The sequence below is a fragment of the Neobacillus phoenicis genome, from assembly GCF_047302305.1.
Taxonomy (GTDB): Bacteria; Bacillota; Bacilli; order Bacillales; family Cytobacillaceae; genus Neobacillus.
This window is the reverse complement of record NZ_CP154847.1, coordinates 4,349,182-4,366,696: the sequence shown is the minus strand read 5'-3', so window position 1 is coordinate 4,366,696 and position 17,515 is coordinate 4,349,182. Positions and strand designations below refer to the sequence as shown.

General features: G+C 36.6%; 20 protein-coding genes. 12 read left to right on the top strand and 8 right to left on the bottom strand.

The genetic code is table 11. The annotated features are described in order from the left end of the window. The first annotated feature begins 28 nt into the window (after positions 1 to 28). The 4 genes from AA0X95_RS22405 to AA0X95_RS22390 all read left to right on the top strand — a co-directional run bounded on the left by AA0X95_RS22405 (position 29) and on the right by AA0X95_RS22390 (position 4,146). Complete coding sequence (locus AA0X95_RS22405; protein WP_413301732.1) at positions 29 to 1,660, top strand: long-chain-fatty-acid--CoA ligase; 1,632 nt, start codon at positions 29 to 31, stop codon at positions 1,658 to 1,660. Positions 1,661 to 1,793: 133 nt separating this feature from the next. Beyond that, positions 1,794 to 2,462, top strand: coding sequence for a hypothetical protein (locus AA0X95_RS22400; protein WP_413301730.1), 669 nt, complete (start codon positions 1,794 to 1,796; stop codon positions 2,460 to 2,462). A 20-nt stretch (positions 2,463 to 2,482) separates the two neighbouring features. Then, on the top strand, positions 2,483 to 3,049 hold the full coding sequence (locus AA0X95_RS22395) for a polyhydroxyalkanoate biosynthesis repressor PhaR (RefSeq protein WP_413301728.1): 567 nt from the start codon (positions 2,483 to 2,485) through the stop codon (positions 3,047 to 3,049). Positions 3,050 to 3,063: 14 nt separating this feature from the next. Further along, complete coding sequence (locus AA0X95_RS22390; RefSeq protein ID WP_413301726.1) at positions 3,064 to 4,146, top strand: alpha/beta fold hydrolase; 1,083 nt, start codon at positions 3,064 to 3,066, stop codon at positions 4,144 to 4,146. A gap of 58 nt (positions 4,147 to 4,204) precedes the next feature. Here AA0X95_RS22390 and AA0X95_RS22385 read toward each other — a convergent pair whose 3' ends face one another. Beyond that, on the bottom strand, positions 4,205 to 4,987 hold the full coding sequence (locus AA0X95_RS22385) for an alpha/beta fold hydrolase (RefSeq protein WP_413301724.1): 783 nt from the start codon (positions 4,985 to 4,987) through the stop codon (positions 4,205 to 4,207). Between the two features lie 148 nt (positions 4,988 to 5,135). Here AA0X95_RS22385 and phaQ point away from each other — a divergent pair, with 148 nt between their 5' ends. Further along, positions 5,136 to 5,576, top strand: a complete 441-nt coding sequence (phaQ, locus tag AA0X95_RS22380) for a poly-beta-hydroxybutyrate-responsive repressor (protein WP_413301722.1) — start codon at positions 5,136 to 5,138, stop codon at positions 5,574 to 5,576. Further along, the gene (locus tag AA0X95_RS22375; protein WP_413301720.1) at positions 5,557 to 6,156 is read left to right on the top strand and encodes a hypothetical protein; all 600 of its coding nucleotides are present in this window, start codon (positions 5,557 to 5,559) and stop codon (positions 6,154 to 6,156) included. The genes phaQ and AA0X95_RS22375 overlap by 20 nt, the downstream gene beginning before the upstream one ends. 578 nt (positions 6,157 to 6,734) lie before the next feature. Here the strand turns inward: AA0X95_RS22375 and AA0X95_RS22370 are convergent. The 3 genes from AA0X95_RS22370 to AA0X95_RS22360 form a co-directional block, all read right to left on the bottom strand. Continuing rightward, positions 6,735 to 7,295 carry a hypothetical protein gene (locus tag AA0X95_RS22370; protein ID WP_413301718.1) on the bottom strand — a complete coding sequence of 187 codons (561 nt, stop codon included), beginning with the start codon at positions 7,293 to 7,295 and terminating at the stop codon, positions 6,735 to 6,737. A 32-nt stretch (positions 7,296 to 7,327) separates the two neighbouring features. Next, positions 7,328 to 7,696 (bottom strand): DUF6114 domain-containing protein, encoded by a 369-nt coding sequence (locus AA0X95_RS22365; protein WP_413301716.1) that lies wholly within the window; start codon positions 7,694 to 7,696, stop codon positions 7,328 to 7,330. 106 nt (positions 7,697 to 7,802) lie between these two features. Further along, positions 7,803 to 8,408 carry a DUF6230 family protein gene (locus tag AA0X95_RS22360; RefSeq protein ID WP_413301714.1) on the bottom strand — a complete coding sequence of 202 codons (606 nt, stop codon included), beginning with the start codon at positions 8,406 to 8,408 and terminating at the stop codon, positions 7,803 to 7,805. Positions 8,409 to 8,700: 292 nt separating this feature from the next. Between AA0X95_RS22360 and AA0X95_RS22355 the strand changes: the two genes are divergently transcribed. Both AA0X95_RS22355 and AA0X95_RS22350 read left to right on the top strand, forming a co-directional pair. Beyond that, entirely contained in the window at positions 8,701 to 9,882 is a 1,182-nt protein-coding gene (locus tag AA0X95_RS22355) for a response regulator transcription factor (RefSeq protein WP_413301712.1), read from the top strand. 222 nt (positions 9,883 to 10,104) lie between these two features. Beyond that, on the top strand, positions 10,105 to 10,935 hold the full coding sequence (locus tag AA0X95_RS22350; RefSeq protein WP_413301710.1) for an undecaprenyl-diphosphate phosphatase: 831 nt from the start codon (positions 10,105 to 10,107) through the stop codon (positions 10,933 to 10,935). 42 nt (positions 10,936 to 10,977) lie between these two features. Here AA0X95_RS22350 and AA0X95_RS22345 read toward each other — a convergent pair whose 3' ends face one another. Then, a complete protein-coding gene (locus AA0X95_RS22345; RefSeq protein WP_413301708.1) occupies positions 10,978 to 11,790 on the bottom strand; it encodes a glycerophosphodiester phosphodiesterase in 813 nt (270 codons plus the stop codon). A gap of 248 nt (positions 11,791 to 12,038) precedes the next feature. Between AA0X95_RS22345 and AA0X95_RS22340 the strand changes: the two genes are divergently transcribed. From AA0X95_RS22340 to AA0X95_RS22330, 3 genes are all read left to right on the top strand, one after another. Next, positions 12,039 to 12,143: a YjcZ family sporulation protein gene (locus AA0X95_RS22340; protein ID WP_308080398.1), complete on the top strand. Its 105-nt coding sequence runs from the start codon at positions 12,039 to 12,041 to the stop codon at positions 12,141 to 12,143. Positions 12,144 to 12,165: 22 nt separating this feature from the next. Continuing rightward, complete coding sequence (locus AA0X95_RS22335; protein ID WP_307289249.1) at positions 12,166 to 12,312, top strand: YjcZ family sporulation protein; 147 nt, start codon at positions 12,166 to 12,168, stop codon at positions 12,310 to 12,312. 160 nt (positions 12,313 to 12,472) lie between these two features. Further along, positions 12,473 to 13,024, top strand: a complete 552-nt coding sequence (locus tag AA0X95_RS22330) for a cell wall hydrolase (RefSeq protein ID WP_413301705.1) — start codon at positions 12,473 to 12,475, stop codon at positions 13,022 to 13,024. A 10-nt stretch (positions 13,025 to 13,034) separates the two neighbouring features. Here AA0X95_RS22330 and AA0X95_RS22325 read toward each other — a convergent pair whose 3' ends face one another. From AA0X95_RS22325 to AA0X95_RS22315, 3 genes are all read right to left on the bottom strand, one after another. Then, a complete protein-coding gene (locus AA0X95_RS22325) occupies positions 13,035 to 13,457 on the bottom strand; it encodes a YkvA family protein (protein ID WP_413301703.1) in 423 nt (140 codons plus the stop codon). 104 nt (positions 13,458 to 13,561) lie between these two features. After that, the gene (locus tag AA0X95_RS22320) at positions 13,562 to 15,301 is read right to left on the bottom strand and encodes an AAA family ATPase (RefSeq protein WP_413301701.1); all 1,740 of its coding nucleotides are present in this window, start codon (positions 15,299 to 15,301) and stop codon (positions 13,562 to 13,564) included. A 136-nt stretch (positions 15,302 to 15,437) separates the two neighbouring features. After that, positions 15,438 to 15,689 (bottom strand): hypothetical protein, encoded by a 252-nt coding sequence (locus AA0X95_RS22315; protein ID WP_308080393.1) that lies wholly within the window; start codon positions 15,687 to 15,689, stop codon positions 15,438 to 15,440. Positions 15,690 to 15,875: 186 nt separating this feature from the next. On the opposite strand from AA0X95_RS22315, the gene AA0X95_RS22310 reads away from it, so the two are divergent. Further along, positions 15,876 to 17,456, top strand: coding sequence for a peptide chain release factor 3 (locus AA0X95_RS22310; RefSeq protein WP_413301698.1), 1,581 nt, complete (start codon positions 15,876 to 15,878; stop codon positions 17,454 to 17,456). Positions 17,457 to 17,515 lie beyond the last annotated feature (59 nt).

The following is a 17,515-nucleotide window of genomic DNA, read 5'->3' as shown; positions in this document are numbered from 1 at the left end:
GAAGAAGGATTATAAGGAGGGGAAAAATGTGGTATATCAAAAAAAGCCATGGTTAAAATTCTACGATCCAAGGGTAAGTGAAAATGTATCCATTGAGTACGATTCATTATTTGACCTTTTGAAGCAGGCAGCCAATATTCATGATGAAAGACCGGCCCTTACCTTTTATGGCCGGTCTTGGAGCTATAAAGATACGAAAATGATATCTGAATGGTTTGCGGCCTCATTGTATCGAATTGGCCTCAAAAAGGGAGATCGGTTAGCGATTATGCTGCCTAATTGTCCTCACTATATTTTTAGTCTTTTTGCTGGGTTTAGACTAGGTGGAATTGCCGTTCAAGTGAACCCTATGTATGTCGAACGAGAGATTGAATATGTGTTAAATGACTCTGAGGCGGAATATATGGTTGTATTTGAAGACTTTTATTCAAGAGTCAAGCATGTTCAGCCAAAAACATCATTAAAGAGGATTATTGTCGTGGGCTTCGGCGGAAACCGAATTCAGCTTTCTGCCGGTGATATATACTTTGAGGATTTTCTTACACATGACAATGTCATTCCGGATATTCCAATTGACATACAGGAAGATGTTGCCATCTTACAATACACTGGCGGCACCACTGGCGTATCAAAAGGGGTTATGCTTACCCACCATAATCTTTTGGCAAATATTATTCAGGTATGTGATTTCACTTATAATGCAGTAGATGAGAAACCAGAGAACTTCAAGATTGTCAGTGTCCTTCCTATGTTCCATGTTTATGGCTTATCATGTAATGCACTTTCGGCAATCCGAATTGGTTGTAATCAGTTAATATTACCAAGGTTCGATGTCAATGAGGTATTAGATCTTGTAAAAAGGGAAAAGCCATTTCAAATGACCGCGGTCCCAACAATGATCTTTGCTTTCAATAGTCACCCAGACTTAGAGGCAAGTAATCTTGGAGATATATATTATTTAAGCAGTGGGGGTGCGCCACTACCTGTCGAACAGGTGAGGTCTTTTGAGAAAAGAGTGGGTGTAAGATTAGCAGACGGATATGGTTTATCAGAAACGGCACCATCTGCAATCTCTACCCCTCCATTCCTACCAAGAAAATTAGGAAGTGTTGGTATTCCTTTACCAGGCACCGAAGCGAGAATTATTACACAAACACCAAAAGGAATTGAAGACGTCCCAATTGGGGAGGCAGGTGAACTCATACTCCGCGGTCCACAGGTTATGAAGGGTTATTGGAAACGTCCTGGGGATACGGAAATGGTATTGAAGGACGGGTGGCTCTTTACTGGGGATATCGCCAAAATGGATGAAGATGGCTATTTTTATATTTTGGATCGGAAAAAAGATATTATTATTGCAAGCGGGTATAATGTGTATCCCCGAGAAATTGAGGAAGTACTATACAAGCACGAGGCAGTTGAGCAAGCCATTGTCATCGGTGTTCCGGACAGCTATAGAGGGGAAACGGTTAAGGCATTTGTTAAGTTAAAAACAGGTGCTGTTGAAACGCCGGAGAACCTGATTGAATTTGCCAAGATTAACCTGGCACCTTATAAAGTTCCAAAAGAGATTGAAATTCTGAATGAACTTCCTATATCATCTGTCGGAAAGCTGTTAAGACGAATGTTACGTAAAGAGGAAGAAAAACTTCATGTCTAACCACTATAATCTAACTTCCACACGAACTACTTCAAAGATCATCTTTAATAAACCACCCAAGAAAAATTCAAACTCATGAACCAGGCTAAAATAGTAAGTTGATAATAAAAATTAAAGAAGGGATGAAATAAAAATGCCTGAAAAAAAGGAAGTAGAAAATGAAGCAAAGGAAGAAAAAAAAGCAATTAAGGCTATACAGACAAACCTGGTTGAACAAGAGCAACCAGTTGAGAATGAGGATATGGAACAGCTTTCTAGTTTAGACGTTCTGTGGCAGCATGCCTTCGGAGAACTAGATGAATGGGCTAAACATGCTGAATTTCGCGATGAGATCTTTTTAAAAGAAGCAAAGCATTTCGCTGAGAGTATTAAAAGGAATCAAGGAAACGTAAAAGACATTGCTGAGAGATTTAATAAGGAATTTGCAGAATGGGAAAGAACCGCTAGAGAGGAATTTTTAATGTCAACGACTAGTCTGCAGCATTTTTTCCCCATTCGGTCTTATGAGGATATTAATGCTCAAATTGATCAAATTCAGAAAAAAACAATGTCTATTCTTTCTGCACCATGTCAAACATTAAATAATTACCTATCCATGGAAAAATATCTCGAAATGATAGACCAATATATCGCACTCCGGAAAAAAGGGAGAATGCAATATATTAAAACGGTTAAACAAGCTGGGAACTTAATTTATGAGAGTCAGAGGGGATTTGTTAATCTTTTTGCCAGACAGATTAAATCGGTTATGTTTCCACTCAATAAATATTTGGAAAAAACAGAAGAACTGTCAAAATCATAGATTCAAAGGGGAGATGCAGGATGTCTAAAGAGAAAACATATGATCCTTTTGAAGGATTCAAGCGAATAAGTGGAATGTGGGAAAAACAATTAAATGGTCTATTGTATATGATGACTGACAACAATGAATTCGTGCGGTTAATGAAGGTTGGTACTGAGAGTCATGCGAGATACATGGAGCTACTAAGAAAAAACCAAGAATTAATGGCTGGATTAATGAATATACCGACTAAAAAAGATATAGCAAATGTAGCAAAACTTTCTGTCCAAGCTGAGGAGAAAATTGATATTTTAGAAGAACACATTTGGAATGTACAGGATAGCTTAAGCGCATTAAATAAAGACCATGTTGAGATGTTTCAGGAACTGGTCAGTATAGTTAAACAAATGAAAGTTGAATATCATCAAATCGCTCAGGATATAGAAGATACTAGAACGTTAAAAGCAGAGATCCAGAGTTTAAAACAGGAGATGTCACAGTTAACAGATATTAAAGCGGAATTAGCATCCATAAAGAATCTAATGCAAAAAGGTAAGGGGAAAGATAAAGAGTTAGTGCTTACAGGTTCAGGAGCACCAAAATCATAGTGAAAGGAGAGAAAATGATGAGTGGAAATTTAGCGAGTTTCAATTTTATACCTCAGCTTGATCTTGAAAAAGAGACATCAAGGTGGAATCAAGTTTATAAGGTCCTCACAGAACCGAAACCAGAAATTAAAGCGACACAAAGAGAAATTGTTTGGAAAAAGAATAAATCAACCTTATATTTTCACCCGGCAAAAGAAAAAAAATACCAAATTCCTATATTCCTAGTTTATTCTCTAATAAATAAATCATATATTTTAGACGTGGGTGAAGGAAGCAGTGTAGTGGGGGGGCTTACAGAGCGCGGATATGATGTATACTTCTTAGACTGGGGCTCACCGAAGTATGAAGATAGAGATATTACCCTGGATGATTACATCTTAAATTTTCTTGAGAATGGCGTAAAACGAGCACTTAGGCATTCTGGTGCAAAGGGTATTTCAATGGTAGGATATTGCTTGGGTGGAACCATTTCAGCCATCTTTACCTCTATCACAAAACTACCAATAGTGAACTTGGTTCTTGCGACAGTTCCCATTGATTTTAGTGTGGGGATTGTGCCAGATAAATGGTTAAAAGGACTACAAAAGGGAACCATCGATTTTAACCGCTTTTCAGATGTATATGGGGTTATTCCATCAGAATATATGTATCTCATGTTTAGGGGGCTCTCACCAGTCTATATCAGTCCATGGATTAACCTAATCACCCGCGCACATGATCCACACTATGTGGAAAAATGGCGAAGGATGGATAAATGGACAAAAGATACCGCCTCTTTTGCAGGTGCAGCGTTTAAGCAGTTATTTAATGATTTTTATAAAGAAAACAAGCTCTTAAAGGGTGAGTTGGAAATTGGCGGTAGAAAGGTAGATTTAAAGAATATTAATTGTCCAACTTTTGTATTCTCGACCTCTAGAGATACACTTATATTAGAAGAGCAAAGTCTACCTATTATGGATATGATTTCAAGCGAGGATAAAACATATCAAGTGTTCGAGGGAGGGCACGTTGCACTTGCCTTAACTGGTATGTTTGCCAGATTTGCTGATCAGTGGCTTTCTACTCATTCACAAAAAATTCAAGAAGTAGTTGTATAATATAAGAGTAATGAAATAAATTAGTAACGGGAAGGACAATACCCTTCCCGTTTTATTCTTATGCAATTAGTTTTTGTTGATTGAGGAACTTACGGAGTAGGGTATTAAAACGGTCTTTAGCTTCAAGCTTAGAAATGTGTCCAGTATTTCTCATGATGATAAACTCAGAATGTGGAATTAATTTGTGCATGCATGCTTGAATCCATACGGGAAGAACAGAGTCATACTGACCGCCAACAATTAGTGTTGGAACGCTGATTGTTGGTAGTAAAGATAAGTTATTCACATCTAGACAGGTGTTTAAGGATTGTAGAAAAATTTGGTGTTTTGGGTGAAAAGAGTGCCCAAATATTTCTTTCATTTCCTTATTCCATGAATAAAGTGCCATTTTGGAAATAAACTCTGTTTGTTTACCTGCAGCAGTAACGGATTCAAATTTAGCTTTTCGATTATTAAATAAAAACTTCTTTAATTTTTTAGGGAAAAAGTGAAAGGTGCTAATCAACAAGAGAGAACGGCAGAGGTTGGGTGCCTGGCGGTAAATTTCTTGTGCAACAGCTCCACCCATTGATAAACCAAGGATGTGAGCGTTTTCAATTCCTAGCTCCTTTAATAAACAAATGATATCCATTGCAAAATTCTGTATAGAAATACCATCCGTTTTTGTACACTCTCCATGACCTCTTAGATCTGGAATAATAAGCTCGAACTGATTGGCTAACTCAAACTGATTTTGCCAACCTTCTTTCACTTCACCTAAACCATGAATAAGGATCAAGGGTTCCCCCCTACCAAAATGCAAGTATGGTACACCCGATTTACTCCATTTGGTTTTTTCCATTTTACACCACCTTTTCATTTTTATTAAGTTTATAACCAATTTTAGTATATTGTAAACCAATAAAATTTGCTTTTAATCATATTTATTTACAGCGTTGACAAAATATTACTTATAGGTGTAAAATACATATAGGTGAGGTGATAAAGATATGGTAAATCAAGACAATCCAACAGTTAATCCATCCAAAAATTTTGTGTTGCCATTTATTTTATTACTTCTTAGTAAAGTTTCTCTACACGGGTATGAACTTAGCCAAAGGTTGGAAGCATTCGGTTTCAAATCGCTTGACCAGGGAAATCTCTACAGACTATTAAGACAACTGGAAAAAGATGAGCTTGTATCCTCTGTATGGGATACTACTGGGAGTGGTCCGGCAAAAAGAAGATATTCAATTACAAAAGCTGGGGTTACATATTTAAAAGGCTATGCCAATCAACTAGAAACATACCAATCCCTATTAGATCAATTTTTTAAGATGTACACCAGTTTCCTTGAGCTCTATATTCCTTCATTTCAAAAGAAGGATCCCATAGAGAAAGTAAATAATAGAAAAAGGAGGAGGAAGGACGATGGCACAGAAGAAGAATGAAGCAGTTCCATCTGTGGATGAAAAAGTGATGCTGATTGCAGAGGAAGCGATGCATGTAGGTTCATTTGTAAACACATTTTGGGATCAGTTTGAACAGTCGCGTGAGCGTGCGCTGCAACTTAGGGAAAATCGTGAGGATGCATATATTAATGCACTAAAAGAGGTTAACAAGTTCAATAAGCAGTACAGAAATACAATTGCAAAACTGTATAATCAAACTAAAAAAACCAATAAAGAATTGGTTTCAGAATTAATGCATCAATTTAATGCAGGTAAAGAGGAACCGAAAGAAGAAGTGATTCTCTCAAACGAACGGGATGAGCTTAAAAATCAATTGAAAGAAGTATCTGGGCAATTAGAAAAATTGGCTCTGACTCCAATAAAATCTGTCTTCCATATGGTTGATCGCTTGGAGGATAACTTTGAAAGAAATGTTGAATCTAGTATCACTTATGCGCGCGAACGCAGAAATGCATGGCTTGAAGTAAGAAAAGAATATATTAAACTTGCACGAAATACACATTTAAACCTTGTTGAACGGGGTAAAAACAGTATAAAGGAACTGGTTAAAACACCTTAACCATTATAGATAAGTAAGGAGCATATACAACATTGAATATCATAAATATCCATCATAAAAGCTAGGACCACAATCCCTATTTAATAGTGAAGAGATTGTGGTTTTTTTATATTTGGCTTGTAAAGGCTAATGATGGTTTTGGTACAATGTTGATTGGAGCGGAAATCAACATACAAGTTCAGCTCAGCTTTATATTTAAATAATAGGCTCTGTTATAACTGAGTGTTGATTTCAAAGCGTTCGAAAAATAAGCGGAAGAATTCCGCTTAAATTGGGAACTCACCTTATTTCCTTAAAAATAAGGTGAGTTTTTCCGCTTATATGATCCAAATCGATGGATTTTGTCTTATTTTAGAGCAGTTAACGGGAATTTCTCCCTTTATTTCTGCTTCTTAAGCTTACTTTTTATACAATAGTGGGAATTTCTCCACTTATATTTGCATATTAAGCTGCATCTATATCACAATATCGGGAATTTCTCCGCTTATGAATTCTCCTACCTACACGGAAAACAACAATGAATGACAACAGAGCTAAATAATAAAAAGAAGCGATGCTTTCTATAGCATCGCTTCCTTTTATTGTTGATGATTTGATAATAAATACTCTAAACCTGCTTTCATTTGAAGTAGTTCCGCCTCACTTTTCGGTACTAACTCCACCTCGCCACCCTCATTAAAACTTAATTGAAATTGGGGGAGAGTAGAGCTGTCAGTTTTTATATTATGTGCCAATAACTTTACATTTTTTAGACCTATATTTCCGTTTTCAGGAACATAAGCTTCGCTATATTCTGCGTTGGTAATAGATAAACTTAAACGCTCGAATTGAATCTTATCGTTAGATGTCATCCTAGTTGTGATTATTCCCTTTGAAGTTTTAACCATTTTTTTAATGACTAAATCCTTACATGTTAGGTTATCAAAAGTTAAATTAAGCATGGACCTATTCTTTTCTATCGTGGTATTTCCAACAGTCATATCAGGAGTTTGTAGGGTTCCTTCCATTTGACTGGATTCAATAATAAAACCAACCACTGATGGATTACTTGCATAACTATCTTTTGTTACAAAGAGAAGTGCGCTTAATGTAGTAATCAAAATAATTATTATCTTATAAGTACTGTTTCTATGTTTCAAAGCCATCACCATTTCTGCGAATGCTATAAATTTTAATCTGGTAAAATGTCTTTTCCTGATGCCACTTCTTTTTCAGTAATAGGGTCTAAGTGTGATTGTGTTTTTGAATCACGATCTTCCATTTCAGGTTTCCATGCAATTAACATAGCTCCACCAATGATACCAAGAATGGTTCCAATAAGAAAGCCACCTAATGCTCCCATGATCGACAAGACAGAAGCAAAAATAGCTAAAACACCAAGAAGAGTGGAGAGTCTTGGCATGATATAGGATAGAATCCCCATTAACAGTGTAAGGCCACCTAAAAAGAAGCCAACAAATAAAATACTTCCAGGGGCTGCAGCTACTTCATATAGCTTAGCAGGTACCCATAAAATGATTAGTCCAGAAAGAATAGACAAGGTCGCCCCCCAAAAGGGACGCCTTGCTCTCCAATTCTTAAACCTCTCACGTTTTGAATAAGTAGAGTTCATTTTTATCATCCTTACTCAATTTTCTATGATGAAGTTAGTTTAGTTTTTCGAAGTAAACCTTCATTCCAGGGAGACTTACAGTTTTTTGGAAAAGGTATAATGTTTGTAAATTACCGTTCTCGATTGTAATGGTATTAGCACTTTGTGTGAATTCTTTAGCGAGTGCTTCCATTCTTTGTTTTGGATCAGTTAAATCATAATTTCCGATATAATTTTCTGACATTGTGAGGTTTTCAAATTTTGCATCACCATTTACCATGGTAGCTTTTTGAAGGAGTCCATTAATGACAACTGGTTTATCAGAAGTAATAACAACTCGGATCCCAAGTGCTGGGATTGCTTTGGAAATCTCTAATCCATTTATGGTTGCCTTGTCAATTGCGTTGACTGCAACAGGATTATTTTTTGTTGTCGCACCATCAGCAACCCCACCATAAAGTTGGAAGTTTTCCCCAACCATTTTGTCAAACTTGACAGTAAATTCACCAAATCCGCTCAATGGTGCTGCTACAGCCACGCCGGTAATTCCGAAAATTGCCAACAGAGAACCTAAAAATAAAAATCCACCCAAAAGTGCTAGAACTAATTTCTTCTTGACCGTTTGCCCTCCAATAATGACTGCTTCTGCTCCTAAATTCATTCTCTTTCCTCCTTTATAATTGTTTTGAAAGGTAAGTATTTAAAAATGTAAATGCTTACACTACTCGTCACAATTTTAAGATAAGTTAGTAAATTAAGAAATCCCTACATTTGTAGGAAGTTTATCCTACTGTATTATAAAAAAATAAGAATATTATCCTGTAAAAAAGAGAAATTCATAGAATAAGAGCAGGAATTTTGGCGTGATTCGATGAATTATATATAGATACAATCTATGATATTATTGCTAAAAAATAACAGCGTAGATGTTCATTGAATGGGATGTGTTAGGAATGTCCAAGTCATTAAATTGCCATTTGGATAATCTTTTAAATGATGCTGTTAAAATGTTAAACCATTATCAAATAGATCTGATTGAGGAATGGAGTTTAATGCTTCAATCCCTAAAAAATACAAAGAAAAAATCAGCTGCAGTTTTTGAATTTATCAGTGGTTTCTTAGTGAAGTCGTTCCAGGTTATTAACGATGAGACAGTTGATATCTACCAGATGTTAAACAAACTGCAAGATGACTGGTATGCCCATTTTGGCAGGCGTCCTGAACCAGAGGCGTTAATCTTTCATTTGAACCTATTAGAGAATGCAGCTCATAAGGTATTAAAATCAAGGATTGCATCCTCCTCCAAGCTACATCCATCTGTTCATTATTTATTCTCCAAGATTGGTGAAGTGATGCTATTCCAATCAGAAAAAGAGAACTGCAGTATATGGAAGGATGCTGTTATTTTATTTAATGAATGGATTATCCGCTCTCAAAACTTCCAAGAGTCCGTTGAAAATATCTCTTTTGGATTTGGCTATTTTCTTCCTTTTGAACGATGTGCACTTTTTAAATTTACCAATAAAGAAAGTGTAGGTGTTGGTTTATTTGGACACCATCTAAATACAGAAGAAATTAAAGCTATTGCAGAAAAAATAAGTAATATCCCAGTGCTTAATGAGAGTTTGGTAAAATTAAAGTCCCAGGGCCATGAAATGAAAAACTTTCAGCCTATTTATATTCCATTGGCTGAAGAAGCACTGCCTGAGAAATATGTAAAGAAATTTCAACTTACTTCTTTAATCATTGTCCCTATTTATGTTCCCGAAGAGGGAAAAATTATTGGTGGAGTTGTATTAGATAAAGGGCCTGAAGAGCAATTCACAGTGGATACAAGTCTATTCCCAGCATTAATGAAATTCGGCCAAAGCTCTGGAGAACTATTATCAAAATTTATTGAAGCGGATATAGAAAATCCAGAATTACCAAAAGGTGATCAAATATTATTATCTCCAAGAGAAATTGAAATTATCAAGCTTCTTGCAGACGGAGCATCTACTAATGAGGCAGCATTAAAGCTTTATTTAAGTGAATTTACCGTGAGAGATTATATTTCCAATATCATGAAAAGGCTGAATGCGCAAAACCGGACAGAAGTTGCAGTAAAGGCTATAAGAATGGGTATTATACAATAAGAAAGAAAACAACCTGTTATTTAATGCGGTTTTATAAAAGCCGCATTTAATTTGGGGAAAATACCTGAAACTATTATGGAACAAACCACGTTATACTAAAGTGAGCAATTTAACAATATACGAAAAAATTATTGCTATTCACTTAATAAGTGAGTAAAATGGGGGAGTTATTTGTCATAACTAAACATTCTATAGCAATAAAAGTTAGGAGAAGTTAACAACATGGAATTACTTTTGTTTATTAAGGCAATTATCCTGGGACTTGTAGAGGGTGCAACTGAATTTGCACCAGTTTCTTCAACGGGGCACATGATTATTGTTGATGATTTGTGGCTTCAATCTGAAAAGTTCTTAACACAGCATGGGGCTAATACCTTTAAAGTGGTAATCCAGCTTGGTTCAATTCTGGCCGTTGTTGTCACTTTTTGGGAACGATTTTTTGATTTGTTAGGATTAGGACGATTCAGAAAGGGGCACGTGCAGAAACAAAGCCGTCTTAAATTAACCCAAGTGATTGTCGGCTTAATTCCAGCAGGTGTATTAGGTGTCCTTTTTAATGATTATATTGACGATCATTTATTTTCCACAGCGACCGTTTTGATCGGGTTAGTTATTGGGGCTGTGTTTATGATTCTTGCTGATTTAATTGGTCCAAAAAATCCAAAAGCACAAACCGTTGACGAAATTTCATATGGACAAGCGTTAGCAATTGGGCTATTTCAATGTTTCTCACTATGGCCAGGATTCTCCCGTTCAGGTTCCACGATATCCGGTGGTGTTTTAATGGGGATGAGTCATCGTGCTGCAGCTGACTTTACTTTTATAATGGCTGTACCGATTATGGCTGGAGCAAGTTTTCTTTCATTGTTGAAAAACTGGCAGTACATGACAATGGATTCTCTTCCGTTTTTTATTGCTGGATTTGTTAGTGCATTTATATTTGCTTTATTATCTATTCGCTTTTTCTTAAAGCTGATTAATAAAATTAAGCTCTTACCATTTGCTATATATCGAATTGTACTAGCTATAGTTATTTATCTAATTTTCTTTTAGTGAAAAAAGACAGCCAATACCCATTTGGGGAGGCTGTCTTTTTTATTTGAGTAAATCTGGATAGTCACTTATCATGCCATCTACAGAATAATTCTTTAACAAATTCTTCTCACTTCTTTTATTCACTGTCCAAACCATGGTTTTAAACCCATGTTGATGAATTCGCCTAATGAGTCTCTTGTTAACCATAGTAACCTTAGGATTTACATAGGTAGCAAAGTTTACATAGGATTCTAATTCTTTATTTGACAGTCCATTAATCTTTGTTTTCTTGATTAATATTCCAATTGGAATATTAGGAAGTAGGTGATGGATTCGTTTCATTGAGATTTGATCAAAGGATTGAATAATAACTTGATTATTTTCCCCAGAAACTAGGCCTCTTATCAATAATTCATTAGCTACTTTCTCTTCTATCCCTGGATATAAGTGAGGCTTTTTTAACTCGATCAATAATCCAACCTTTCCAGCATAGGTATTTAGGAATTCGCTAAATGAAGGAATCCGTTCTTTAGAGAATTTGGAATGATACCAGCTTCCTGCATCGAGTGACTGAATTTCTTTTAAGGTAAAATCCCTTACTCTTCCCTTTCCATTGGTTGTACGGTTAACTGTTGGATCATGGATAATAACTAATTCACCATCCCGTGTCATCTGAATATCGATTTCTAGGTAATTTGCTCCCAGTTCTAATGCTTTGTTAAAGGATGCAAAAGTATTCTCCGGACAATATCCAGCTGCGCCTCGATGACCTATTTTAATAAATGAATGACCTCTCCGTTCTTTAGTTAACCCGCTTACCATACGATAAGCCACCATAAATATGAAGAGAATAATTGTAGCAAATGCCCTCAAACGATTGGCTCCTAACTATTTTATGATTTGTGAACATGGTAAGAAAAATGAAATTAAATGTCAACTTCCAGAGGGCTTCTTTTATAGAAAAGAAATATGGACAGACATACAACTGTGATGTTTGCCTTGTACATAAATAATGGGCTAATTCTTTTTATTCAAAATGTACTAATAGGGATATATGTCTATCGCACATTTTTATCTAGGTGAATATAGATATATGGAATTAAGAAAAGGAGGTAATGTAAATGTCTGGTGCAGTAGGTGGCTATGGCGGCGGATTTGCCCTACTAGTCGTTTTGTTTATTTTGTTAATCATTATTGGTGCTTCTTGGTGTACCCCATTCTATTGATAATATAAAAGGAGGAATTTAAATGTTTGGTGGATATGGTTATGGTGGAGGTTGCTGTGGCTACGGTGGTTACGGATATGGAGGTTGTGGTTTTGGCGGCGGATTTGCTTTAATCGTCGTATTATTCATCCTTTTAATCATCGTAGGTGCAGCTTGCTTTAGATGGTAGGAGAAAAGAATAGAGGCATTTAATCAAAGCCTCATCGAAAAGCAAGGATATTTCCTTGCTTTTCCTTTTTTTCCATGGAAAGTTTTTTAGGTTGGACAAGTTGTTGATTCATGTTACGGTTAATGAGTTGAAAAATTAAAGGATAAAGGGGGACATAATAATGATGAAGCGAATTGTTTCTTTTTTATTACCTGTCATGATCTTCTTCATCCTGCTGAATGATCTTAATTTACCATTGAATGTTAAAGCTAAAAATCTCGATCAAACGAAAGCTCATAAAGTAACCAAACGTGAAACTTTAAGGGAAATATCTCATCAATACGGTAATTCAAAAGATGAATTAATAAAAATGAAAATTACTGAGAAAGAAATGGACTTGTTAGCAAGGTTGGTGACAGCTGAGGCAAAGGGAGAACCATATCAGGGTAAGGTTGCTGTCGCAGCAGTTGTACTTAACCGACTAGAAAGTGAGCAATTTCCAGATTCAATTCAGCAGGTTATTTACCAAGATAAACAGTTTCAACCCGTAGATAATGGGATGATTAATAAACCAGCAGGCGAAGAAGCAAAAAAAGCAGTAAATGAAGCTATTAATAAAGATGGACAAGTAACCGATGCACTTTACTTTTTCAATCCTGATGAGACTGACAGTAAATGGCTGCGTACAAGACCTGTTACAGAAGAAATAGGGAACCATCGCTTTGCAAGTTAAGAATAACCCGCTAAAAATCTAGCGGGTTTTTGTCTGTTACTGAGGGATTTTTCCATTTTTTGAACCCTTCTAATTCTTGGCTAATCTTTTTTAATGTATAGCCAATTACGGCTGCATCGTCTATAATTCCTAAACCAATGATAAAATCAGGAACAAAATCAAGTGGAGATACAAAATACAGGATGGCCCCGATAACTGTAACAATGGTACCTTTTGATACATCTTTATATTCACCTTTAGAATAGGCTTTGATCAAATCAAAAAATAATTGAAGCTTATCTCGTGCTTCCCCTAAACTTTCTTTCCTCTCATTTGCCATCCTCATTGCTTTATTAAGCAATCCAAGTGTTTTTTTCGGGTTGTCAATGTAGTTTCTTGCTTCCTTGTTGTACACTTGTTGTTCTTTTTCAAAAATGAAATTTTTACCGAACAAGTCCTTCACTTCCCTTATCTCGGATTTTCACTATAGTTTACCACGGAAATCATAAATCAAAACTTTATAAAAAGAAAAGAGACTGATTATATAGTCAGTCTCTTTTAAGCTAATACAAGGTTATCAGTATTTGATTTTGTGGAATTCCATACGATGGCTTCCACTTCGGAACCTTCTAGTGTTTCGTTCTTTAATAATGCATCAACTAATTGCTGATACTGATAGTGATGACCTTTAATAAGGCTTTCTGCTTTTTCTAAGCCTTTTGCAAAAAGGTCCTGCATTTTAGCTTCTCTATCTGATTTATTAAATGTCAAAGTGAAACCATCTTCAAGCAAGCCTGTATCAACCATTTGTTCAATGAGTTGTTTTGCCTGCTGTACGTCTCCGCTCACACCAATACTATGTTCACCTAGGATCAATCGTTCAGCCACACCACCGGCTAACACCATCGCAACACGGTCAAGCAAATCAGTGTGTGTTGATAAGTGAAGCTCTTGTGGAATGGGTGCCACATAACCAAGTGCTTCCCCACGTGGAATAATCGTGGCTTTCCTGACAGAACCTGGCTTTGTTAATGAAGCAACAATTGCATGACCGGCTTCGTGGATGGCAACCCTCCGTTTTGTTTCATGGTCCTTCAATGAACGTGAGGTACTTCCAAGGATGGTTCGGTCTAAGGCGTAGTCAAGATCATGTTTTTTAATTCTATCCTGACCGTTTCGAACAGCTCTTCTACTTGCTGTTTCAAATAGGGACTGTAACTCTGCGCCAGAAAAACCAGATGTACTCTCTGCTAAATCATCTAAAGAAGAATAGACATCTTCTCCTAGAGCTTTTCCACGAGTATGGATATTAATGATTTCTCTTCTACCTTTTGTGTCTGGCAGTGGTACATGGAAAGAAAAATCAATTCTGCCAGGGCGAAGAAAGGCTTCATCCAGCATGTCTTTTCTGTTAGTAGCAGCGATAAACAAAATACCATCATTTACATGACCACCGTCAAGCTGAACAAGGAGTTCAGTTAAGGTTTTTTCGGCTTCTTCGCCGCCATGTGCTTTTCGTCTACCTGCTAGCGCATCTACTTCATCAATGAAAATAACTGCAGGCGCATGTTTTCGTGCTGTTTGAAATAATGAACGGACACGACTTGCACCTACACCTACAAATAGTTCATTAAAAGCTGACCCACTCGATGAGAAGAAAGAAGCATTTAGTTCACGAGCAATTGCCTGTGCTAACAAGGTTTTTCCAGTCCCAGGAGGACCATACAACAAAATTCCTTTCGGTGGTTTAATACCTAATTTTAGTGCACGATCCGGCTCTTTCAATGTAGAAAGAGTTTGTAGTATTTCTTCTTTCATTTCTTCGCCAAGTCCACCAACGTCTTTTAGACTAATGGCTGGCAGAGGGCGGGATTTAGCCACACTGTTTTTCATTGAGTTAGGTAGGCCGAAGCCGCCTTTTGTTTTTTGAAGGGTAATAGCAGCACCAGTTAGTAACAAAATCGCACCGAGCATTACCCATTTTCCGTACGGGCTACTTGTAGTATAAGAGTAATCAATATTATATTTTTCAACTAGTTTCTCTACCATGTGACTGTTAGGTGGAATATGTGAAGTGTATTCCTCTTTACCAGCTTTTAAATAAAGACTACCATCTGGTTGTTCTATGAGGGTAACAGCCTTCCCCTTTTGTGCTTGAATTGTTTCTTCTAAAGAAGAGAAAGGGATAGCAATCTCATTATTAGTCGATTGAACAAGCCAAACGACACCGGCAATAATTATTAGTAACGCTGCAATCAGCGGAAAAAACTTGGAAACTATTTTTTTACTTTTATTCATTTGCATATCATCTCCTATACCAGAGTCATACCCTATTATAGAATGTTTTCCAATAAAATGGATGTGGGAATCAGTGGAAGAGCTAACACAACGCTATAAAAAAAGAGACTAACATTGTAGTCAGCCTCCAATTGAATTAGGATAGTAAGCGAAGATGAGGAATGATTGGCATTAATACACTTTGAGCAAGTACACCGATACTTACACCTGCACTAGATGCTTTACTCCATTTAAAAACATGAACTTTTTCGTCTTTTCCTTCATACAAAAATAATAGTTGCTCTCCTTCTTCTGCGATGCCAATTTTTTTGAAGGACACGTTATTCTGCACTAGGACAGCTTCAAATGCTTTACGTAATAAGTCTAAGTCGATTGTTGTGGTATCCATAGTTCCTCCCAAATACGAACATTAACGGAATTAAAAACCGCTTACTTACATTATATTCTTTTCCTTAACTGGATAAAAGAAATAATGAGGGAAGCTGTATTGAAATATTGCAAAGTTCTCGCTTGAGAGATAAGATTGAACTTATGGACAAAAAATTTATTTATTGTCAAAAGAGAGGAAGACAAGATGGGTAACAATTTTAAAGAAGAAGTATTGTCGCGCCGGACATTTGCGATTATTTCCCACCCGGATGCCGGAAAAACGACACTAACGGAGAAATTATTATTATTTGGTGGAGCTATTCGTGATGCAGGTACTGTAAAAGCGAAAAAAACAGGTAAGTTTGCAACAAGTGACTGGATGGAGATTGAAAAACAACGGGGAATTTCCGTAACCTCCAGTGTGATGCAATTTGATTATGATGGATTCCGAGTCAATATTCTGGATACACCTGGTCACCAGGATTTCAGTGAAGATACGTATAGAACGTTGATGGCAGTTGATAGTGCAGTGATGATTGTTGACTCTGCAAAGGGTATTGAGGAACAAACACTTAAGCTATTTAAGGTATGCCGTATGCGTGGTATTCCCATTTTTACGTTTATGAATAAGCTTGATCGTCAAGGGAAATCACCACTTGAGCTGCTTGCAGAGTTAGAAGAGGTCTTGGGTATCGAATCGTATCCAATGAATTGGCCAATTGGAATGGGAAAAGAATTCCTTGGGATTTATGATCGATTTAATAATCGTGTAGAACAATTCCGAGTTACTGATGATGAGCGATTTATTTCATTAACTAACGAGGGTGAAATAGCGGGCGATCATCCGTTAAAATCATCAGGGCTTTATGATCAGACATTAGATGAAATTATGCTTCTTAATGAAGCTGGTAATGAATTTTCAGCAGAGAAAATTGCAGCTGGAACCTTGACGCCTGTGTTCTTTGGAAGTGCCTTAACAAACTTTGGGGTACAGACATTTCTTGAGTCTTATTTGCAATTTGCCCCACCACCAAAAGCACGTAATTCTTCAGTAGGGGAAATTGATCCACTAGGAGAACAATTTTCAGGATTTGTGTTCAAAATTCAAGCAAATATGAATCCAGCACATAGGGATAGGATTGCCTTTATCCGCGTTTGTTCTGGTAAATTTGAGCGGGGAATGACCGTTAATATACCGCGCTTAGGAAAACAAATCAAGCTTTCTCAATCTACCTCATTTATGGCTGAAGAAAGAAATACAGTGGATGAGGCAGTAAGTGGAGATATTATTGGGCTGTATGATACAGGGACCTACCAGATTGGTGACACCCTTACAACAGGTAAGGACAATTTCCAATATGAAAGGTTGCCACAATTTACACCGGAATTGTATGTCAGGGTCTCAGCCAAAAACGTAATGAAACAAAAATCCTTTTATAAAGGTATTCAGCAGCTTGTTCAAGAAGGTGCGATACAGCTCTTTAAAACGGTTAGGATGGAAGAGTACCTCCTAGGTGCAGTTGGACAGTTGCAATTTGAGGTTTTTGAACATCGGATGAGAAATGAATATAATGCCGAGGTATTGATGGAACGAGTGGGTTCAAAGATTGCCCGTTGGGTAGAGGGTGATGTAGTGGATGAAAATTTATCAAGCTCACGTAGTATGCTGGTAAAAGATCGCTATGATCATTATGTATTCTTATTTGAAAATGACTTTGCCCTTAGATGGTTCCAAGAGAAAAATCCTACGGTTAAATTATATAATCCTATGGATCAACACGAATAGAATAAACTTAAAAAACAGCGGGAAAATAATTCTTGCTGTTTTTTCCATAAAGTTGGGAA